The sequence below is a fragment of the Streptomyces changanensis genome (assembly GCF_024600715.1).
GTDB classification, from domain to species: domain Bacteria; phylum Actinomycetota; class Actinomycetes; order Streptomycetales; family Streptomycetaceae; genus Streptomyces; species Streptomyces changanensis.
Genome location: NZ_CP102332.1, coordinates 1,914,539 through 1,934,591 on the forward strand (window position 1 = coordinate 1,914,539; position 20,053 = coordinate 1,934,591).

A 20,053-nucleotide genomic window follows, 5' to 3' on the forward strand; every position below is an offset into this window, starting at 1 on the left:
AAGGAACAGCGTGGCTTCCGGATCCGATCGCAACCCGATCATCATTGGCGGCCTTCCCAGCCAGGTCCCGGACTTCGATCCGGAAGAGACCCAGGAATGGCTCGACTCCCTCGACGCCGCCGTCGACGAGCGGGGGCGCGAGCGGGCTCGCTACCTCATGCTCCGCCTCATCGAGCGCGCCCGCGAGAAGCGCGTGGCCGTGCCCGAGATGCGCAGCTCGGACTACGTCAACACGATCGCCACCAAGGACGAGCCGTTCTTCCCCGGCAACGAGGAGATCGAACGCCGGATCCTCAACGCCACGCGCTGGAACGCGGCCGTCATGGTCTCCCGCGCGCAGCGCCCCGGCATCGGTGTCGGCGGGCACATCGCCACCTTCGCCTCGTCGGCCTCCCTGTACGACGTGGGCTTCAACCACTTCTTCCGGGGCAAGGACGAGGGCGACGGCGGCGACCAGATCTTCTTCCAGGGGCACGCCTCGCCCGGCATCTACGCCCGGGCGTTCCTGCTGGACCGGTTGAGCGAGCCGCAGCTGGACGGCTTCCGCCAGGAGCGGTCGAAGTACCCGAACGGCCTGTCGTCGTATCCGCACCCCCGGCTGATGCCGGACTTCTGGGAGTTCCCGACCGTCTCGATGGGCCTCGGCCCGCTGGGCGCGATCTACCAGGCGCGGATGAACCGCTACATGGAGGCGCGCGGTATCGCCGACACGTCGCGGTCGCACGTGTGGGCGTTCCTCGGCGACGGCGAGATGGACGAGCCGGAGTCGCTGGGCCAGCTCACCATCGCCGCCCGCGAGGGGCTGGACAACCTCACCTTCGTCGTCAACTGCAACCTGCAGCGCCTGGACGGCCCGGTCCGCGGCAACGGGAAGATCATCCAGGAGCTGGAGTCGGTCTTCCGCGGCGCCGGATGGAACGTGATCAAGCTGATCTGGGACCGCTCCTGGGACCCGCTGCTGGCGCAGGACCGGGACGGGACCCTGGTCAACAAGATGAACACGACGCCCGACGGGCAGTTCCAGACGTACGCCACCGAGACCGGCGGCTACATCCGGGAGCACTTCTTCGGCGACGACCACCGGCTGCGCGCGATGGTCGAGGGGATGAGCGACCAGCAGCTGCTGCACCTGGGGCGCGGCGGCCACGACCACCGGAAGATCTACGCGGCGTACGCGGCGGCCAAGGCCCACAAGGGCCAGCCGACGGTGATCCTGGCGCAGACGGTCAAGGGCTGGACCCTCGGCCCCAACTTCGAGGGCCGCAACGCCACCCACCAGATGAAGAAACTGACGGTGGACGACCTCAAGCGCTTCCGCGACCGGCTGCACCTGCCGATCCCGGACAGTCGGCTGGACTCCGGCCTCCCACCGTACTTCCACCCGGGGCGCGACTCGGAGGAGATCCAGTACATGCACGACCGCCGCAAGGCGCTGGGCGGGTACGTCCCGACCCGTGTCGTGCGGTCGCGGCCGTTGGCGCTGCCGGACGACAAGACGTACGCGGCGGTGAAGAAGGGGTCCGGTCAGCAGTCCATCGCCACGACGATGGCGTTCGTACGGCTGCTGAAGGACCTGATGCGGGACAAGGAGATCGGCAAGCGGTTCGTGCTGATCGCGCCGGACGAGTACCGCACCTTCGGCATGGACTCGTTCTTCCCGAGCGCCAAGATCTACAACCCGCTGGGCCAGCAGTACGAGGCGGTCGACCGGGAGCTGCTGCTCGCGTACAAGGAGTCGCCGACCGGTCAGATGCTGCACGACGGCATCTCCGAGGCGGGGTGCACCGCCTCGCTGATCGCCGCCGGCTCCGCCTACGCGACGCACGGCGAGCCGCTCATCCCGGTCTACGTCTTCTACTCGATGTTCGGTTTCCAGCGGACCGGTGACCAGTTCTGGCAGATGGCCGACCAGCTGGCGCGCGGTTTCGTCCTCGGTGCGACCGCCGGCCGCACGACGCTGACCGGTGAGGGCCTGCAGCACGCGGACGGTCACTCCCAGCTCCTGGCCTCGACGAACCCGGCGTGCGTCGCGTACGACCCGGCGTTCGGCTTCGAGATCGCCCACATCGTCCGGGACGGTCTGCGGCGGATGTACGGCTCGTCGAAGGAGCACCCGCACGGCGAGGACGTCTTCTACTACCTGACCGTGTACAACGAGCCGATTCAGCACCCGGCGGAGCCGGCCGACGTGGACGTGGAGGGCATCCTCAAGGGCATCCACCGGTTCCGCGCCGGGGAGTCCGGGGACGTCCCGGCGCAGATCATGGCGTCCGGCGTGGCGGTGCCGTGGGCCGTGGAGGCGCAGCGCATCCTCGCCGAGGAGTGGAACGTCCGGGCGGACGTGTGGTCGGCGACGTCGTGGAACGAGCTGCGCCGCGACGCGGTGGAGGCGGAGGAGTACAACCTCCTGCACCCGGAGGAGGAGGCCCGCGTCCCGTTCGTGACGCGGAAGCTCTCGGGCGCCGAGGGGCCGTTCGTGGCCGTCTCGGACTGGATGCGGTCGGTCCCCGACCAGATCTCCCGGTGGGTGCCCGGCCCGTACAACTCGCTCGGGGCGGACGGCTTCGGGTTCGCCGACACCCGTGGCGCGGCCCGCCGCTACTTCCACATCGACGCGCAGTCGATCGTGCTGGCGGTGCTCACGGAGCTGGCGCGGCAGGGCAAGGTGGACCGCTCGGCGCTGAAGCAGGCGGTGGACCGCTACCAGCTGCTCGACGTGTCGGCGGCCGACCCGGGCCCGGAGGGCGGCGACGCCTAGCAGGCGGTACGGACGGTACGGCGGCCGGTGGGCCGGGCGCGACGACGCCGGGGCCGCCGGCCGCCGCCTACTATGCGCGGCATGAAGGAAGCGACGGCGCAGGTCCGGTGGGAGCAGCGCACACAGGGACCCCTGCTCGCCCTGGCGGTGGCCTTCGGTGTCGCGTACGCGGTGTCGATCGTCGCCACGGACGCGGGGCCGTGGGTCAACGCGGTGTGCATGGGCGTGGAGTGGGTGGTGTGGGCGGCGTTCGCCGTCGACTACGTCGTGCGGCTCCGGCTCGCTCGGTCGCGTTGGCTCTTCGTGCGCAATCACTGGCTGGACCTCCTGGCGGTGGCGCTTCCGCTGCTCCAGCCGCTGCGGCTGCTGCGGCTGGTCTCGACGCTCCTGCTGGTGGGCCGGCGGGCCCGGATGTCCTCGCAGGTCACGCTGACGACGTACGTGGCGGGCTCCGTCGCCGGATTGCTGATGTTCGGCTCTCTCGCGGTGCTCCAGGTCGAGCGGGACGCGCCGGGTGGGAACATCCGGACGTTGGGCGACGCGGTGTGGTGGTCGTTCACCACGATGACGACCGTGGGCTACGGCGACCTCGCCCCGACCACCGGGCTCGGCCGGCTGCTGGCGGTGGGGCTGATGCTGTCGGGCATCGCGCTGCTGGGTGTGGTCACGGCGAACATCGCCGCCTGGTTCATCTCGCGCTTCGATCGGGACGACGCCGAGGAGCGCCGCAGGAACGCCCTCCTGGAGGTGCTGGCCCTGGAGGTGCGCGAGCTCCGCGCCGAGGTCGCCCGCCTCTCGACCGGTGTGCCCGCTTCACCGTCCGGCGGGCCGGACGGTGACGGTCCGGGCCCCGCCCCGACCCCATGCGGCCCGGGTCCCATGCCGGAGCCGGTCCCGGACGCCGGAGTCGGGACCGCCCCGGACGCCGAAGTCAGTTCTCCCAGATCTTGAAGGCCCGCACCTGGTAGGGCGACCGCGGCACCCACGTACCGCTGCCGGGATAGGTCTCGAATTCGCCCGTCTCCGCGCAGGTGGCCGACTGGTACGTCGTGACGGGCCGCCCCGTGCGGTTGGCCAGCGCCCCGGCGGAAGTGCCCGCCGGCAGCGCGACGCAGCTCTCGACGTCGGTCGAGGCCAGCTCGTGCGTCTGCCGCGCGCCCTTGAACTGCTCCTTGGGCCACAGGCACAGCTGCCCGCTGTCGCAGGGCCCGAGGGCGGGAGGCGCGGCGTCCGCCGGCGGCGCGCACGTGGTGAGCGCGGCGATGGTCACCGCGCTCACCCCGAGTGCCGCGACGGTGAAGAAGGGTCGAGAGGACTGCCGAGAGGACATACGCATGTGGATCTACCCCCATACGAGTAACGCTCCGTGTTCGGTCTCGCCATAGCTTGACTCTGCGTGACGGCGGTAGGGAAGGGCTGACGGTCGGATTCACCCGGACGGGGGATCGCGCCGTCCCCACCGCTTGGGCGATGTCGGTGAGGAAGGAGACGGAACGGCCGAAGGTGCACGCGGTGGGCCCCGGCACGGATGTGCCGGGGCCCAGGACGCCTCACCGCCGTCACGTATCGCTTTGCCGCCCGACGACGCGAGGGGCGTGCGCGGCGGTGTCGCCTCAGATGTGGACGCCGCCCCCGCCGGCGTCCGCGTTGACGCCGCGCTTGGTCAACGTCGCGACGAACGCCGCGACGAACGCCACGACCCCGGCGACGGTGAAGGCCAGCCCCATGCCGGACATGAACGTGTCCTGGATGACCTTGGTGATCGCGGCCAGCACGTCCGGGGTCATCCCCGGCGCCTTGGCGAGCTCGGCCGGGACGGTGCCGAACTCCGCGGCCTGCTCAAGCTGCGGCGCGGGCGGGACCGGGATGCCGGCCTCCTTCCAGTTCTCCCCGAACTCGGCGTTGACCTTGGAGGACATCACGGCGCCGAGCACCGCCGTGCCGAGGGCACCGCCGACCTGCATGGCGGCCTGCTGGAGGCCGCCGGCCACACCGGAGAGCTCCATCGGGGCGTTGCCCACGATGACCTCCGTCGCGCCCACCATGACCGGGGCGAGGCCGAGGCCGAGCAGGGCGAACCACAGGGACGTGGACAGGGTGCCCGTGTCCGGGGTGAGCGTGAGCATGCCGAACATGGAGGCCGCGGTGAAGACCATGCCCCCGACCAGCGGGATGCGCGGCCCGAACTTGGTGATGAGGGCGCCCGCCAGCGGCGAGGAAACGATCATCATCGCCGTGAGCGGCAGCAGGCGCAGGCCGCTGTCGACCGGGCTGAGGCCCTTGACGCCCTGGAGGTAGAACGTCACGAAGAACAGGCCGCCCATGAAGGCGAAGGCCATGAGGACCATGAGGACGACGCCCGCGGAGAGCGGGACGGAGCGGAACATGCCGAGGGGAACGAGCGGCTCGCGCACCTTCTGCTGCCAGAGGGCGAAGAGCCCGAAGAGGACCACCGCGCCGAGCAGGAAGCCCCACGTCTTGCCGCTGCCCCAGCCCCAGCTCTCACCGGCCTTGATGATGCCCCAGATCAGGGCGGCCATGGCGGCGGAGAGCAGCACGATGCCCACGACGTCGAAGGAGCGCGGGGCGTTCGCCGCCCGGTGGTCCTTCAAAATCACGAAGCCGAGGACGAGTGCGACCACACCGACCGGCACGTTGATGAAGAAGACCGACTGCCAGCTGACGTGCTCGACGAGGAGACCGCCGACGATCGGGCCGCCCGCCGTGGAGGCTCCGATGACCATGCCCCAGATGCCGATGGCCATGTTGAGCTTCTCGGCCGGGAAGGTGGCGCGGAGCAGACCGAGGGCGGCGGGCATCAGCAGGGCGCCGAAGAGGCCCTGGAGCACGCGGAAGCCGATGACCAGGGCGATCGAGTCCGAGAGGCCGATCGCGGCGGACGACGCCGCGAAACCGGCGATGCCTATGAGGAAGGTCTGGCGGTGGCCGAAGCGGTCGCCGAGCTTGCCGGCCGTGATCAGGGCCACGGCGAGGGCGAGCAGATAGCCGTTGGTGATCCACTGGACGTCGGCGAGCGTCGCGCCGAGGTCCCGCTGGATCGCCGGATTGGCGATGGCCACGATGGTGCCGTCGAGCGCGACCATCATCACACCGACGGCGACACTGAACAGCGTGAGCCACGGGTGGCCCCGCAGGCCCCTGGCCGGTTCGGGCACGGGTTCCGGGTTCTGCGGAGACTTCTGGATGGTGGTCTGACCAGTCATACCGCGAGGCTAATGTCAGTCGCTGACAATTGACAAAGCAATTGGCGCGACGGTAACTGTCACGTCGCTCACAGATAGGCTGAGCTGCGAGAGAGGCGAAACGAGGACCATGAAGTGACGGTTGAGCAGCCGACCGGGACGGGCTCCGCCACGGGGTTGCGCGAGCGGAAGAAGCAGCGCACCCACGCCGCCCTGCTGCGCACCGCACTGGAACTCTTCACCACCCAGGGGTACGAGCAGACGACCGTCGACGAGATCGCCGACGCCGTCGAGGTCTCGCAGCGGACCTTCTTCCGGTACTTCGCCAGCAAGGAGGACGCCGCCTTCGCCGTCCAGCAGATGGTGGAGCGGCACTTCGTCGCGGCACTGCGCGACCGCCCGGCGACGGAGGGCCCGTTCGACGCCCTGCGCAACTCCGTCCTCGAGGCGTGGGACACCATCGGCGAGGCGATCACGGAGGTCGTCCCGGTCGAGGTGTACCTGCGCATGCTCCAGGTGATCGAGTCGACGCCGCCGCTGCTCGCCGTCCACCTGCGGCGCTCCTTCGAGATGGAGGAGTACATCGCCCGGCTCATCGCGGAGCGGGAGGGGCTGGACGTCGACACCGACCCCCGTCCGCGCGTCGCCGTCGCCGCCTTCAGCGGCGTCATGCGCGTGACGGGACAGCTGTGGGTGCAAGGCCGGGAGACCACCTTGGAGGCGATGCGCGCCCTGACCGCGGACTACCTCGACCACATCGGTCCGGCGCTCGCCGGAGACTGGCGTGAAACCGCCGCACAGGCGGCGCGCACCGGCACGGAGGGGACGGACGCCGGGTGACCGCGCCGGAGCGGCCGACCCCCGCCGCGTGACGCGGACCAGCAACAGGACGAGCCCTTCCCCGAAACGCCGCTTCGAACCATGATCTGCGTCACTCGGGTTCCGAGCCCCACTGCTCGTCTCCTAGGGTGTCTCGTAGTGACTCCTCCTCTCGCCTTCCACCGACTCACCGGCTGGCGCACCGTCCTCGCCCTCTCGGTGGTCTTCGTCCTCCTCACGACGACCGGCTGGACCAGCGGCAAGCGCCCGCGCGGCGCGCCCCGAGACACCTGGGCCGCCGCGACGGCAGCGTGGCGCACCGACCGGCTCGACGGTCGGGCCCTGCCGGAGCCGACCGCCCCGCCGGCGGCGGTCGCGGCGTTCTTCGCCGCACTGCGCCCCGCGCAGCGGACGCGACTCGCCGACGCCCACCCGCTCATCGTGGGGAACCTCGACGGAGCGCCGGTGGCCCTGCGCTATCGGGCCAACCGGATCACGCTCCACCACGCCCTCGCCACCGAGCGCGTCCGCGTCGGTGACCGGGGCCTCTCGACCGAAGGGCACCTCGAGGCCGTCCGCAGGGCACACCGGTTCGAGGCGCTGCTGTCCCGGGACAGGCAGGTCCTCGCGTTCGACCCGTCGGGACAGGGCCGGGTCGCGGAGGTCTTCGGCGACCTCGTGCGCGCGCAGCGGATCTCCGTCGTCGTCCCGGGCGTGGACACCAATCTGCTGACGTATCAGAGGACGGCCCGCAGGTACACGGCTCCGTACGGCATGGCCGAGTCGCTCCACGCCGCCGAACGCGAGGCGGCGCCCGGCGTCCGCACCGCCGTCATCGCGTGGGCCGACTACACCGCCCCCAGCGGTGTCGGCGTGGACGCGGCGACCGGCCGACTCGCGGCGAGCGGCGCCCTGCGGCTCGTGGCGCTCGCCGAGGCCCTGCCCGGCTCGTCGCGGGTCTCGCTGTTCTGCCACAGCTACGGCTCGGTGGTGTGCGGCCTCGCCGCGCGCCGGCTGCCCGGCCGGGTGACCGACATCGCGGTCGCCGGCAGCCCGGGCATGCGGGCCGAGACCGCCGCCGCGCTCGACACCGGGGCCCGGGTGTGGGCCATGCGGGACGCCGACGACTGGATCGCCGACGTGCCTTACCTGGACGTCGGCGGGCTGGGGCACGGCACCGACCCGGTGGCCCCCGAGTTCGGCGCGAGGCTGCTGTCCGCCACCGGTGCCGCGGGACACGGCGGGTACTTCCTGCCCGGTACGGAGAGCCTGCGCAACTTCGCGCGGATCGGGGTCGGCGCGTACGAAAGCGTCAGCTGCGCCGGCGCGGACGACGCCTGCCGCAGTGAATCCTCCGGCGCCGCCTGACTCCCACCCGCGTAGAAGTCGGACACGGTAGTCCGTTTCCGCTTCTCTTCCAGGGGCGACGCGCGGGCGCACGCCGCATACGATGAGGCGCATGGGTGATGTGCTGGCCGGAAATCATGCCACCTGGGAGTTCGAACCCGACGCCGTGCTCATCCGCTTCGAACGGGGGATCCGCGCGCCGAAGCTCTTCCAGACGCTGCGCGAAAGACGCATCCCGCACGAGGCGCTGGCGTCGGTGACGCTCGCCCCGGGCAGGCGGGGCACGGTCATGCTCCACGCCGTGCCGCGCGTGGGCGCCGATCCGTTGATGGAAGTGGCCGGTGGCCAGCTCAAAGAGGGCTGCGACCCCTATCGGTTGGTGTTGCCCGCCGACCGCGAGACGCTCGCCGAGTACTACGCGCACGAGCTGCGCGCCCGTCTCGGCCGCGAGCGGGACGAGCCGGCCGAGCGGTTCCTGGTGACCGTCCCCGAGCCGCCCCTGCACTTCAAGGCGTACGACGGCAAGGCGTCCTTCGATGGCCGGAACGTGTCGTTCCGATGGTTCTGGACGGGCGCCTCGACCGCCAAGTGGAAAGCGGGCGACCAGACGTTCGCCGTCAGCGACCTCAGCGGTGTGGAGTGGCGGTCGCCGGACGGGCTCGACGGCTGCCTGCGGCTCGTCCGGCGCGGTGACGAGCCGCGCCCCGCGCAGGCCGACCAAGACCCGGCAGCGGTCGTCTTCGGCCTCGGGTATGGGCTGGTGCACGAGTCGCTGCCGTTCGCCGCCGCCGTCCTCCAGGCCGTGCGGACCACGAACGGCGCGGTACCGGTGCCGGTCCGTGTGGGCGGGCGGCGCGACCCGGCGGACATCGCGGACCGCATCAGACACCTCGGCGAGCTGCATCAGGCAGGCCTCGTGACGGACGAGGAGTTCTCGGCGAAGAAGGCCGAACTGCTGGCGGAGCTGTAGCCGGAGGGCGGGTGGATCGGCGGTGATGTCATACCGGGGTATGAGGTCGTGAACTGGCTCCCTGGTATGACGCCCCGCCGAACGGCCCCTGCCTAGGCTGGCAGGACCATGAGCGCCTCCACCCCACCCCCCTCGCCGCCGCAGGGCCCGCGGCCCGCCCACGTCGGGCGCGCGGCCGGGCCGCCGTCCGGCGGCCCCGTATCGGCCCTGGTCCGCGCGCGGGACTTCTCACGGGAAGTGTCACGGGCGCTCGGCGCCGCCCTGGCGACGCCCACGGAGCCGGGGGCGCCGCTGCTTGGGCAGGCCTCGTCGCGTTGGGTGCGGCTCGTCCCGTACGTCGTCGCCCTCGCCTTCGTCGCGGCGCTGCTGCCTGTGACGGTCGTCGTCCTCATCAACGACTACGACGTGAACGGCGGCATCGCCGGCCTGCTGGCCACCGCGCAGACGGCGCCGCTGCTCATGGCGGTCTCCCGCCCCCTCCAGGCGTGGTGGATCGTCTTCGCCGCCGACGTGGTGGCCGCCGTCGCGACGCTCCACGCGGAGCTCCCGCCGAACCGCCCGTGGCCGTGGACACCGATGGTCGTCGTCGGCTATCTCGCGCTGATGCTCGCCGTGGGCCTGCGCGAACAGCGGCGGACCCTGGTCGGGGTGTGGCTCGTGACGGGTGCGGTCGGCTTCGGCTTCGCCCTGTTCACCGAGAACCGCGGTGACGTCATCCACCTGATCATGTTCGTCCTCAGCGGCGCCGTCCTGCTCATCACCGGCATGCTTCGCGAGCACGGGGTGGCGCAGCGGCGGCTCGAGGAGCAGGAGACCATCAGTGAGGCGGAGCGTTCCCGCAGGACGCTGCTGGAGGAGCGGACGCGCATCGCCCGGGAACTGCACGACGTCGTGGCCCACCACATGTCCGTGATCACCGTGCAGGCGGACTCCGCGCCCTACCGGATCCAGGGGCTGCCGGACGCGGCGCGGGAGGAGTTCTCCTCGATCGCGGCGTCCGCACGGGAGTCCCTGACCGAGATGCGGCGGCTGCTGGCGGTGCTGCGCAGCGAGAACGCCGAGGGCGAGCGGGCTCCGCAGCCGGGCATCGACCGGGTGCAGCAGCTGATCGAGGCGACGATACGCACCGGGCTGCCCGTGGAGCTGACGCTGGCCGCGGATGTGGGACCCGTCCCGCAGGCCGTGGACCTGTCGGCGTACCGGATAGTGCAGGAGGCGCTGGCGAACGTGGTGCGGCACGCGCCGGGTGCGCGGACCCGAGTGTCGATCTCCCGGTCCCCGAACCTGGAATGGTTGATCGTGCTGGTGGTCAACGGCCCGCCCACGGAGCCGGTTTCCCCCCTCGAGACGTCCGGCACGGGGCACGGCCTGGTCGGCATGCGGGAGCGCGTACGGTTGACCGGCGGGCGGCTCGACACCGGGCCGCTGCCGGACGGCGGATTCCGGGTGGCGGCACGGCTGCCGCTCGTCGCACCGCTGCCCTGAACGGCCAGAAGGGACCTCCGTGACCATCCGCGTGATCATCGTCGACGACCAGGCCATGGTGCGGGCGGGGTTCGCCGCGCTGCTGTCGGCGCAGCCCGACATCGACGTGGTGGGCGAGGCGCCCGACGGTCGGGCCGGTGTCGCGGTGGGCCGCTCCACACACCCGGACGTGGTGCTCATGGACGTGCGGATGCCGGAGATGGACGGACTCGCCGCGGCGCGCGAACTGCTCAACCCGCCGCCCGGGGTGACGCACCGGCCGAAGGTCCTCATGCTGACCACCTTCGACGTGGACGACTACGTGTACGAGGCGCTGCGCGCCGGCGCCTCCGGCTTCCTGCTGAAGGACGCGCCGCCGGCGGACCTGATCTCCGCGGTACGGGTCGTGGCAGCCGGTGAGGCGCTGCTGGCCCCGTCGGTGACCCGGCGGCTGATCGAGGACTTCGCCGCCCAGCGTCCCGCTCCGCGCAAGGAGCGGTCGGTCAGGCTGAACGGGCTGACGCCGCGGGAGACGGAAGTCCTCGAACTCGTCGCGCGCGGCCTGTCGAACCAGGAGATCGCGGCGCATCTGGTCCTCGCGGAGCAGACGGTGAAGACACACATCGGCCGGGTCCTGGCCAAGCTCGGGCTGCGCGACCGCGCCCAGGCCGTCGTGTTCGCGTACGAGTCGGCGCTCGTCACTCCCGGGGACGCGGCCTAGCGCAGTCGCCCACCGGGGCGCCTCGTCGGGTTCCGACGGGGCGTCCCCTCCTCGCGCCGCCACGTCGGCGACGGCGCCGTACGTCCGACGACGCCGGTCCCACGCGCCGAGGCATGCACGGTTCGCCGCCCCGGCACGCCACGCGCCGGTGGGGCGGGCGCGTCGTAGGACACCCCCTACCCCGGTATGACCGCGCAGTTGGCTCCGCGGAGTGACGATCGACCGGGTGCCGTCTTCCTACCTTCCTCACGTCACACCGACGAGCAGAGGACGAGGGGGCGGCATGCGTCGTTACAAGAGGACCCTGGTGGCCGCGGCACTGGCGACGACCGTCGTCGCCGGGACCGCGGGATGGGCGTCCGGGTCGGCGCAGCAGCCCATGACCGGTCCGCCGCCCGGCATTTCGGCATGGCGGGCCGACACCTCGCTCGGGCGCCCGCTCCCCGATCCGGTGCAGGCCGCGCCGGCGGAGGTGGCCGCGTTCTTCCACGGCCTCGGTGAGGAGGAACGGCAGCGTTTGGTACGACGCCACCCGGGTGTGGTGGGCAATCTCGACGGCGTCCCGCCGACCCTGCGGTACGAGGCCAACGCCCTCTCGGTGAGCCGTGACGCGCGCTACGCGCACCTGGCGGACCGGCGGATACTCTCCTTCGACCCCCGTGGCCGGGGCCTGGTCGCCGAAGTCTTCGGAGACCTGGAGCGCAGCAGCCGCGTCGCGGTCGTGGTCCCCGGCTCCGACATCGACGCCGGGTCCTACGACTGGGCCCACGACCCCTACGGCACCCCCGCCGGGATGGCCCGCCAGCTGCGCGCCGCGACGGGTGGCCGGACGGCTGTCATCGCCTGGGCCGGTTACACCACACCGGTCGGTGTCGGCCTCGACGCCGCGACGGGCGCCCTCGCCGAGGCGGGCGCCGAGCGGCTGACACGCCTCACCGACGGGCTGGCCGCCACGGGGACCGCCGCGCCTTCCCTGTTCTGCCACAGCTACGGCTCCGTCGTGTGCGGGCTGGCCGCACCGCGGCTGAAGGCGAAGGACCTGGTGGCGTTCGGTTCGCCCGGGATGCGCGCCGCCAACGTCCGGGACCTGCGCACGTCGGCGCGGGTGTGGGTCGCCAAGGACCCCACCGACTGGATCTCCAAGGTGCCGCACGTCGAGTTCCTGGGCCTGGGCCACGGTGACGACCCGGCCTCGGAGCCGTTCGGCGCCCGACGGATACCCGCCGAGGACGCCCGGGGACACAGCGGCTACTTCGCACCCGGCACCAGCTCGCTCCGTGCGTTCGCCACCATCGCCCAGGGGGAGGCGTCATGAAGCTCGTCGACCGCATCGAGCTCCGCACGCCCGCCCACCGCGACCGCGCCGTGGACGGCCTGCGGGCCCTGGCCCTGCTCGCCGTGCCGACCGGGCACTGGCTGCTCGGCGGTTTCACCCTCGACGGCGACGGGGGGATCCACAACGCCAGCCCCCTGTCGACGTTCGGCTTCCTCGCACCCGCCAGTTGGGTCCTGCAGATGCTCGGCATCTTCTTCCTCGTCGGTGGCTACGCGTCCGTGCTCTCCTACCGTCGTCGCCCGGGCGGCACCGGCGCGTGGCTGCGCGGCAGGATCGCCCGGCTCGGGCGGCCCGTGCTGGGGGTCACCGCGGTCTGGGCGGCGCTGATAGCGGCCGGTTCGGCCCTGGGCGTGCCCGGTGACACCCTGCGCACCGGGGCCACGCTGGTGATCCAGCCGCTGTGGTTCGTGGGCGTGTACACGGCCGTCACGGCACTCACGCCCTGTTGCGTGTGGGCCGCCCGCCGCATGGGTCCGTGGGCCGCCGCGCCGCTGCTCGCCTCGGTGGCCGTGGTGGACCTCCTCCGGTACGGCCCGTACGGGGACGCCGTGCCCTCGTGGCTGAGCCTGGTCAACCTCCTGCCGGGCTGGCTGTTCGCCTACCAGCTCGGGGTGTCCTGGGCGGAGCACCGGATCGGCCGGCGGGAGGCGTGGGTGCTGCTCTTGGGCGGAGTTGCGCTGTTCGCGACCCTGATCGCCGTCTTCCACTATCCGGCGTCGATGGTCGGCGTCCCCGGGCAGGACCGCACCAACTCCCACCCGCCCTCGCTCCTCGTCGTGGCCCTGGCGGCGGCCCAGAGCGGCGCCGCGATCCTCCTGAAGGACCGCCTGGGGGCGCTGCTGCGCCGGCCGGCGCTGTGGGCGCCGGTGGTGGTGGTCAACCTGTCGGCGATGACCATCCTTTGCTGGCACCAGACGGCGATGCTGGCCGCGGCCGTGCCCGCCTCGCTGACCGCCGGGGCGGTGCCCGGTCTGACGACCGCGCCGGACACCGTCGGTTGGATGTTCGCGCGGCTGGCGTGGATGCCGCTGTTCGCCGTGTTGCTGGTCCTCATAGCCCGTTACGCGCGGGTCTTCGAATCCCCCTGGACCCGGGCCACCCGCGCCGGACGGGCGGCGGCGGGCGTCCTGGCGGCCGGCTTCACGGCCTTCGCCCTCGGCCTGACGTGAGCCGCCCCACGGGGTGGCGGCCAAAGCCGGTGCCGGGCCCGCCGCCGTCGGCGACGACGTCAGCGACCGGACCCCACCCAGCCCCCGCCGGGCCGGGCCCGCCCTGGCGGGCGGCGGTGGGCCCGGCGCGGGGCCGGCCTGGCGGGCCCGCCGCGGGCGAACCCGGCCCGGCGGGACGGGTGTCGCCCACCCGCCTCGGGCGGCGCGGCATGGCCCGACAGTCCCCAGGGCACGGGGCGGTTCGGTCGAGTGCCGTGTGTGGCGGGTCCGGCCGGTGGGGCACGGGGCGGTTCGGTCGGGTGATGGTGCCGTGTGCCGTGGGTCCGGCCGGTGGGGCGACAAGGTGGTGCGGCCGGTGGGGCGGGGGTCGGCCTCCGGTGGGGCGGGGGCCGGTCGGCGGGTTACTTCTCGCGGGCGGCTGAGGTGCTGGACATGTCCGCGTAGCGGCTGCCGGCGACCTGGTCGGCGATGGGCTCCAGCAGGTCGAGTTCCGAGTCCGTGAGGACGAGGTGGGTGGCGGCGGTGTTCTCCAGCAGGCGGCTGCGCTTGCGGGTGCCGGGGATGGGGATGACGGCCAGGCCGTGTACGGCCGCCCGCTGGTGGACCCACGCCAGGGCCACCTGGGCGGGGGTGGCTCCGTGGGCGGCTGCGATGGAGCGGATGGGTTCGAGGAGGGTGGCGTTGCGGCGGGCGTTGTCGCCGGAGAAGCGGGGGTGTGCGTAGCGGTAGTCGGTTTCGGAGAGTTCCTTGGAGGCGTCGGTGAAGGCACCGGTGAGGAAGCCGCGGCCGAGCGGCGAGTAGGGGACGAGGGCGACGCCGAGTTCGGCGGCGGCGGGGACGGCGCTCTGCTCGACGTCGCGGGAGAACAGCGACCACTCGGACTGCAGGGCGGCGATCGGGTGCACGGCGTGGGCCTCGCGCAGTTCCTCACCGGTCACCTCGCTGAGGCCCAGGTGCTTCACCTTGCCCTCCCGCACGAGGTCGGCCATGGCACCGATGGACTCGGCGAGGGGCACGGAGGGGTCTCGGCGGTGCATGTAGTAGAGGTCGATGACGTCGACGCCGAGGCGGCGCAGGCTGCCCTCGACGGCGGACCTGATGTACGCGGGGTCGTTGCGCAGGCCGCGGTGGGCGGGGTCGTCCGTGCGGACGACGGCGAACTTGGTGGCGAGGGTGATCTCGTCGCGGTGGGCGGCGACGAAGGGGGCGAGGAACTCCTCGTTGGCGCCGCGACCGTAGATGTCGGCGGTGTCGATGAGGGTGACGCCGGCTTCGAGGGCCGCGTCGAGGGTGTCGCGGGCGGCGGCCTCGTCGGTGTCGCCGTAGAACTCGCTCATGCCCATGGCCCCGAGGCCCTGGACGCCGACCACCGGCCCCGTCGCTCCGAGCCGTACCTGGGGGATCGTCTGTCCTGAGGTCATCGTGCTGCCCTTTCCGGCGCCGGTCGGGCGCCCGCATAGATGTCGATCTTCATGTCGAGTACGGCGAGGGTCTCCTGGAGTTCCGCGATGCGGGTCAGCACGTCGCGGCGGGTAGCCTCCAGCAGGGCGCGCCGCTCGTCGAAGGTGTGCTGGCCGGCGCGGACCAGTTCCGCGTAGCGCACCATCGCCGCAACGGACATGCCTGTCAGCCGCAGCTTGCCGACCAGGACGAGCCAGTCCAGGTCCCGGTTGGTGAAGCGGCGCTGGCCGGTGGCCGACCGGTCGACGTGGGGCATCAGCCCGATGCGCTCGTACCAGCGCAGGGTGTGCGCGCTGAGGCCGGTCCACGCCGCGACCTCGCTGATGGTGTAGCGGTCCTGACCGTCGGGGCGGGGATGCGCGGGTGGTGGGGCGGTGCAGACGTCGCTGGTGGTGGGGGTGGCCGGCGGAGTGCTCTCGATCACCGTCATGCCCCCACGCTAGGACCTTGGAGTGCACTCGAAGCAAGTGCCGCGGCGAGCAAGTAATCTCGTCCGCATGCAGAGCCTGGCGATGATCGAGAACTGGCCCGTGCCGAACGCGGCCGCCGCAGTCGTCCGTGCCGACGGCACCGTGGTGGGGGCGCACGGCCCCACGGCGCACCGGTTTCCGCTCGCCTCGGTGACCAAGCCGCTGGCGGCGTACGCGGTGCTCGTCGCCTACGAGGAGGGGGCGGTCGAGCTGGACGAGGCCGCCGGGCCCGACGGCTCGACGATCCGGCACCTGCTGGCGCACACCTCCGGTCTCGCCTTCGACGAGGACCGGGTCATGGCCGCCCCGGGCACGCGCCGGATCTACTCCAACACCGGTTTCGAGGTGCTGGCGGACCATGTGGCGAAGGCGACCGACATCCCGTTCGGGGAGTACCTGCGCCAGGCGGTGCTGGAGCCGCTCGGGATGGCGGCGACGACCCTGGACGGGTCGGCCGCGAAGGACGGCGTGTCGATCGTGGACGACCTCGTGCGGTTCGCGGCGGAACTACAGGCGCCGCGGCTGTTGGACCCTCGCACGGTGCTGGAGGCCATGACGGTCGTACACCCGGGCCTGACCGGCATCCTTCCCGGTTACGGCCATCAGCGGCCCAACGACTGGGGGCTCGGCTTCGAGATCCGGGACGGCAAGACGCCGCACTGGACGGGTGGTTCGTCGTCGCCGCGGACGTTCGGGCACTTCGGGCAGTCCGGGACGTTCCTGTGGGTGGACCCGGACGCCGGGGCGGCGTGCGTGGCGCTCACCGACCGCGACTTCGGACCGTGGGCGGTCGAGGCGTGGCCGCCGTTCACCGACGCGGTCCTCGCCGAGCTGCGCTCCGGTGGCACCACCCGCGCCTGAGCACCCCGCGCCTCCGGGTCTCCCCGGACCACAGCCCGGCCCCCCGAGCCCCGGCCTCCCGGACCCCATGGGCCTCCCGGGTCTCCCGGGAGGTCTCCCCGGCCTCCCGGACCCCATGAACCTCCCAGGTCTCCCGGGTGGTCTCCCGGACCTCCCGGACCCCATGAACCTCCCAGGTCTCCCGCGTCTCATCCCGCCCTGCCTCGGCGACCCCGGGGCCCGGACCTCCCTGGCGCCGGGCCCACGAAGCGCCGGGGCCCACGAGGAACCGGGCGTCCGCGTGGCGCCGGGCCCAGGAGGTTCCGGCGCCGGACGGCCCGGCCGGCCCTCGGCTCTCCAGCCGCCAGCGGCCTGAACGCCCCGCCCCGGCCGACTCCCAGCCCTGGGTGGCCCGGCCGGTCCGATCCGCACGATCCACCTCATCAGCCGGCAGCCATCAACCCCAGCAACCCCATCAGCCATCAGCCCTCGGCCTGGCCGGCCCGGCCCGCCTCGTCAGCGCGCCGGGTAGGGCGTCTCCCGCATCTCCCACACCAGCACCTCGGCCGCCGTCGCCCCCGTGGCCCCGGGCACCCCCGTCAGCTCCACGCCACGCGCCCCGGTGATGCGGACCGCGTCACCCGCGCCCAGCTCCTCGGCCGCGCCGTCGCCGGCCACCCGGACCCGGCCGCGCACCACGTGCACGTACACGAGGTCGCCGTCCGGGACGGCGGTGCGCTCCCCCGCGGCGGGGCGGCGCACGTGGAGCACCGCGCCCGCGGCCGGCAGGGCGTACGGGGTGGCGTCGGCGAGGCGCCGCACGATGCCGTACGACGGTTCGCCGCCGGGCTCCAGCGGTGCCAGCCACATCTGCACGAAGGTCAGCGGTGCGGCGCCGTCGTTGCGCTCGACGTGCCGGACGCCGGCCGCGGCGCTCAGGTGCTGGACGTCGCCGGGCCGTACGACGGTGGCGTGCCCGGCGGAGTCGCGGTGCGTCAGCTCGCCCTCGACGACCCAGGTGACGATCTCGGTGTGGCTGTGCGGGTGCTCGTCGAAACCCGCGCCCGGCGCGAGGCGCTCCTCGTTGCAGGCGATGAGCGCCCCGAAGCGCAGGTTGTCCGGGTCGTAGTGCGGGCCGAACGAGAAGGCGTGCCGGGTCTCGATCCCGGCGGCGGCGTCGCCTCCGGGGTACCGGTCGGCGGCCCTGTGTATGGACATCACGGGACCAACGGTAGACCGGCTGGACGGGCCGCCGTCCCGATAAGGCAGTCTTGTCCCGTGCCCCAACCAGCAGCGAACGACGCCCACCCGCACCCAGCGACCCTGAAACGCCTCGAACAGTCCTCCGGACGGCTCGCCGCCAACGCCATCGCCCGTATGGACGAGGCGCTGCCCTGGTACCGGGCGATGCCCCCGGAGAACCGCTCCTGGATCGGCCTCGTCGCGCAGGCCGGCATCGCGGCGTTCACCGAGTGGTTCCGGCACCCCGAGACCCCGCAGGCGATCTCCACCGACGTGTTCGGCACGGCTCCCCGCGAGCTGACCCGGGCGATCACGCTCCGCCAGACCGTCGAGATGGTGCGGACCACGATCGAGGTGATGGAGTCGGCGATCGAGGAGGTCGCCGCCCCTGGTGACGAGTCGGTGCTGCGCGAGGCACTGCTGGTCTACGCCCGGGAGATCGCCTTCGCGACGGCGCAGGTCTACGCGCAGGCCGCCGAGGCGCGCGGCGCGTGGGACGCGCGCCTGGAGTCCCTCGTCGTCAACGCGGTGCTGTCCGGCGAGGCGGACGAGGGCGCGGTCAGCAGGGCCGCCGCGCTCGGCTGGAACTCCCCGGAGCACGTGTGCGTGATCCTGGGCACCGCGCCGGACGGGGACAGCGAGCTGACGGTGGAGGCGATCCGCCGCGCGGCCCGCCACGCCAAGCTGCAGGTGCTGACCGGTGTGCTCGGCGATCGACTGGTGGTCATCGCGGGTGGCAGCGACAACCCGCTGGCCGTCGCGAAGGCGCTGATCGGCCCGTACGCGGCGGGGCCCGTCGTGGCCGGGCCCGTGGTGCCGGACCTGCTGGCGGCGACGCGGTCGGCGCAGGCGGCGGCCGCGGGGCTGAAGGCGTGCTCGGCGTGGCCGGACGCGCCGCGTCCGGTCCTCGCCGACGACCTCCTGCCGGAGCGGGCCATCGCCTCGGACCCGGCCGCCCGGGAGCAGCTGGTGGAGGAGATCTACAGGCCGCTGGAGGAGGCCGGCTCGGCGCTCCTGGAGACCCTGAGCGTCTACCTGGAGCAGGCGAGCAGCCTGGAGGGGGCGGCCCGGATGCTCTTCGTCCATCCGAATACCGTGCGCTACCGGCTCCGTCGTGTGACCGATGTCACCGGGTGGTCACCGTCCGATGTACGGTCGGCGTTCACGCTGCGGATCGCGCTGATCCTGGGGCGTCTGGCGGACAGCGAGACCCAGTCCTAAGGCTTTTGTGGGGGACCAACAATTCACCCGACGGTTCTTCGTCCTAGTCCCCACGGGCGTAGAGGACCGTCCACAAGAGAGAGTGTGAGGGTGCTCGTACTCGTCGCTCCCGGCCAAGGCGCTCAGACGCCCGGCTTCCTGACTCCCTGGCTCGATCTTCCGGGCGCCGCCGACCGTGTCGGCGCGTGGTCGGAGGCCATCGGACTGGACCTGGCCCACTACGGCACGAAGGCCGACGCGGAGGCGATCCGCGACACGGCGGTCGCCCAGCCGCTGCTGGTGGCCGCCGGACTGCTGTCCGCCGCCGCGCTCGGCGAGGTCGTGCCGGGCGCCGTCGCGGGCCACAGCGTCGGTGAGATCACCGCCGCCGCGTTCGCGGGTGTCCTCGAGGACACGGCGGCGCTGCGGCTCGTCCGGTCCCGCGGTGTGGCGATGGCCGAGGCCGCCGCCGTCACCCGGACCGGTATGTCGGCCCTGCTCGGCGGCGACCCGGAGGTCACCGTCCCGCACCTGGAGAAGCTCGGTCTGACCCCGGCGAACGTGAACGGCGCCGGCCAGATCGTCGCCGCCGGCACCATGGAGCAGCTGGCCGCGCTGGAGGCGGACAAGCCCGAGGGCGTCCGCCGCGTGGTCCCGCTCCAGGTCGCCGGCGCGTTCCACACGCACCACATGGCGCCCGCCGTGGCGAAGCTGGAGGAGGCCGCCCGCGGCCTGTCCCCGGCGGACCCGAAGGTCGCCTACGTCTCCAACAAGGACGGGCGGACCGTCGCCTCGGGTGCCGACGTCGTCACCCGTCTCGTGGGTCAGGTCGCGAACCCGGTCCGCTGGGACCTCTGCATGGAAACGTTCCAGCGGCTGGGTGCGACGGCGCTGGTCGAGGTGTGCCCGGGCGGCACGCTGACCGGTATCGCCAAGCGCGCCCTCCCCGGTGTCAAGACGCTCGCGCTCAAGACCCCCGACGACCTCGACGCGGCACGCGCGCTCATCGCCGAGCACGCCGGCGCCGCCTCCTGAACCGGAGCAAGGAGCCGT

General features: G+C 72.6%; 17 protein-coding genes. 12 read left to right on the forward strand and 5 right to left on the reverse strand.

The genetic code is table 11. The features are described from left to right. Positions 1-10 precede the first annotated feature (10 nt). Both aceE and NRO40_RS08590 read left to right on the forward strand, forming a co-directional pair. Positions 11-2,758 carry a pyruvate dehydrogenase (acetyl-transferring), homodimeric type gene (aceE, locus tag NRO40_RS08585; RefSeq protein ID WP_058944893.1) on the forward strand — a complete coding sequence of 916 codons (2,748 nt, stop codon included), beginning with the start codon at positions 11-13 and terminating at the stop codon, positions 2,756-2,758. An 81-nt stretch (positions 2,759-2,839) separates the two neighbouring features. Beyond that, positions 2,840-3,709, forward strand: a complete 870-nt coding sequence (locus NRO40_RS08590) for a potassium channel family protein (RefSeq protein ID WP_079047476.1) — start codon at positions 2,840-2,842, stop codon at positions 3,707-3,709. On the opposite strand, the gene NRO40_RS08595 is transcribed toward NRO40_RS08590, so the two are convergent. Together NRO40_RS08595 and NRO40_RS08600 are read right to left on the reverse strand one after the other, a co-directional pair. Continuing rightward, positions 3,690-4,088 (reverse strand): peptidase inhibitor family I36 protein, encoded by a 399-nt coding sequence (locus NRO40_RS08595; protein ID WP_257375363.1) that lies wholly within the window; start codon positions 4,086-4,088, stop codon positions 3,690-3,692. The genes NRO40_RS08590 and NRO40_RS08595 overlap by 20 nt on opposite strands. Positions 4,089-4,371: 283 nt before the next feature. Continuing rightward, positions 4,372-5,982 carry an MFS transporter gene (locus NRO40_RS08600; protein WP_058942261.1) on the reverse strand — a complete coding sequence of 537 codons (1,611 nt, stop codon included), beginning with the start codon at positions 5,980-5,982 and terminating at the stop codon, positions 4,372-4,374. A 114-nt stretch (positions 5,983-6,096) separates the two neighbouring features. On the opposite strand from NRO40_RS08600, the gene NRO40_RS08605 reads away from it, so the two are divergent. From NRO40_RS08605 to NRO40_RS08635, 7 genes are all read left to right on the forward strand, one after another. Then, entirely contained in the window at positions 6,097-6,801 is a 705-nt protein-coding gene (locus tag NRO40_RS08605; protein WP_058942260.1) for a TetR/AcrR family transcriptional regulator, read from the forward strand. A 138-nt stretch (positions 6,802-6,939) separates the two neighbouring features. Continuing rightward, a complete protein-coding gene (locus tag NRO40_RS08610) occupies positions 6,940-8,148 on the forward strand; it encodes an alpha/beta hydrolase (protein ID WP_232791067.1) in 1,209 nt (402 codons plus the stop codon). A gap of 91 nt (positions 8,149-8,239) precedes the next feature. Further along, the gene (locus tag NRO40_RS08615; RefSeq protein WP_058942259.1) at positions 8,240-9,097 is read left to right on the forward strand and encodes a DUF4429 domain-containing protein; all 858 of its coding nucleotides are present in this window, start codon (positions 8,240-8,242) and stop codon (positions 9,095-9,097) included. 108 nt (positions 9,098-9,205) lie between these two features. Continuing rightward, the gene (locus NRO40_RS08620) at positions 9,206-10,582 is read left to right on the forward strand and encodes a sensor histidine kinase (protein ID WP_079047061.1); all 1,377 of its coding nucleotides are present in this window, start codon (positions 9,206-9,208) and stop codon (positions 10,580-10,582) included. A gap of 19 nt (positions 10,583-10,601) precedes the next feature. Next, on the forward strand, positions 10,602-11,282 hold the full coding sequence (locus tag NRO40_RS08625; RefSeq protein ID WP_058942258.1) for a response regulator: 681 nt from the start codon (positions 10,602-10,604) through the stop codon (positions 11,280-11,282). Between the two features lie 283 nt (positions 11,283-11,565). Then, positions 11,566-12,597 (forward strand): alpha/beta hydrolase, encoded by a 1,032-nt coding sequence (locus tag NRO40_RS08630; protein ID WP_058942257.1) that lies wholly within the window; start codon positions 11,566-11,568, stop codon positions 12,595-12,597. Further along, positions 12,594-13,787, forward strand: a complete 1,194-nt coding sequence (locus NRO40_RS08635) for an acyltransferase family protein (RefSeq protein WP_058942256.1) — start codon at positions 12,594-12,596, stop codon at positions 13,785-13,787. Before NRO40_RS08630 ends, NRO40_RS08635 begins: the two co-directional genes overlap by 4 nt. Positions 13,788-14,188: 401 nt before the next feature. On the opposite strand, the gene NRO40_RS08640 is transcribed toward NRO40_RS08635, so the two are convergent. Together NRO40_RS08640 and NRO40_RS08645 are read right to left on the reverse strand one after the other, a co-directional pair. Continuing rightward, a complete protein-coding gene (locus NRO40_RS08640) occupies positions 14,189-15,208 on the reverse strand; it encodes an aldo/keto reductase (RefSeq protein WP_058942255.1) in 1,020 nt (339 codons plus the stop codon). Then, positions 15,205-15,678, reverse strand: coding sequence for a MerR family transcriptional regulator (locus tag NRO40_RS08645; protein ID WP_058942254.1), 474 nt, complete (start codon positions 15,676-15,678; stop codon positions 15,205-15,207). The genes NRO40_RS08640 and NRO40_RS08645 overlap by 4 nt, the downstream gene beginning before the upstream one ends. A 67-nt stretch (positions 15,679-15,745) precedes the next feature. Here NRO40_RS08645 and NRO40_RS08650 point away from each other — a divergent pair, with 67 nt between their 5' ends. Continuing rightward, on the forward strand, positions 15,746-16,579 hold the full coding sequence (locus tag NRO40_RS08650; RefSeq protein WP_058942253.1) for a serine hydrolase domain-containing protein: 834 nt from the start codon (positions 15,746-15,748) through the stop codon (positions 16,577-16,579). Positions 16,580-17,074: 495 nt separating this feature from the next. On the opposite strand, the gene NRO40_RS08660 is transcribed toward NRO40_RS08650, so the two are convergent. Further along, on the reverse strand, positions 17,075-17,779 hold the full coding sequence (locus NRO40_RS08660) for a pirin family protein (protein ID WP_058942252.1): 705 nt from the start codon (positions 17,777-17,779) through the stop codon (positions 17,075-17,077). Between the two features lie 57 nt (positions 17,780-17,836). Between NRO40_RS08660 and NRO40_RS08665 the strand changes: the two genes are divergently transcribed. Together NRO40_RS08665 and NRO40_RS08670 are read left to right on the forward strand one after the other, a co-directional pair. Further along, complete coding sequence (locus NRO40_RS08665; RefSeq protein WP_058942251.1) at positions 17,837-19,021, forward strand: PucR family transcriptional regulator; 1,185 nt, start codon at positions 17,837-17,839, stop codon at positions 19,019-19,021. 90 nt (positions 19,022-19,111) lie between these two features. Next, positions 19,112-20,035, forward strand: coding sequence for an ACP S-malonyltransferase (locus tag NRO40_RS08670; protein WP_058942250.1), 924 nt, complete (start codon positions 19,112-19,114; stop codon positions 20,033-20,035). Positions 20,036-20,053: the final 18 nt, after the last annotated feature.

Excerpts from the sequence above, each read along its gene's own strand:
- NRO40_RS08590 (WP_079047476.1), top strand. The coding sequence starts at position 2,840 with ATGAAGGAAGCGACGGCGCAGGTCCGGTGGGAGCAGCGCACACAGGGA.
- NRO40_RS08595 (WP_257375363.1), bottom strand. The coding sequence starts at position 4,088 with ATGTCCTCTCGGCAGTCCTCTCGACCCTTCTTCACCGTCGCGGCACTC.
- NRO40_RS08600 (WP_058942261.1), bottom strand. The coding sequence starts at position 5,982 with ATGACTGGTCAGACCACCATCCAGAAGTCTCCGCAGAACCCGGAACCC.
- NRO40_RS08615 (WP_058942259.1), top strand. The coding sequence starts at position 8,240 with ATGGGTGATGTGCTGGCCGGAAATCATGCCACCTGGGAGTTCGAACCC.
- NRO40_RS08620 (WP_079047061.1), top strand. The coding sequence starts at position 9,206 with ATGAGCGCCTCCACCCCACCCCCCTCGCCGCCGCAGGGCCCGCGGCCC.
- NRO40_RS08630 (WP_058942257.1), top strand. The coding sequence starts at position 11,566 with ATGCGTCGTTACAAGAGGACCCTGGTGGCCGCGGCACTGGCGACGACC.
- NRO40_RS08635 (WP_058942256.1), top strand. The coding sequence starts at position 12,594 with ATGAAGCTCGTCGACCGCATCGAGCTCCGCACGCCCGCCCACCGCGAC.
- NRO40_RS08640 (WP_058942255.1), bottom strand. The coding sequence starts at position 15,208 with ATGACCTCAGGACAGACGATCCCCCAGGTACGGCTCGGAGCGACGGGG.
- NRO40_RS08645 (WP_058942254.1), bottom strand. The coding sequence starts at position 15,678 with ATGACGGTGATCGAGAGCACTCCGCCGGCCACCCCCACCACCAGCGAC.
- NRO40_RS08650 (WP_058942253.1), top strand. The coding sequence starts at position 15,746 with ATGCAGAGCCTGGCGATGATCGAGAACTGGCCCGTGCCGAACGCGGCC.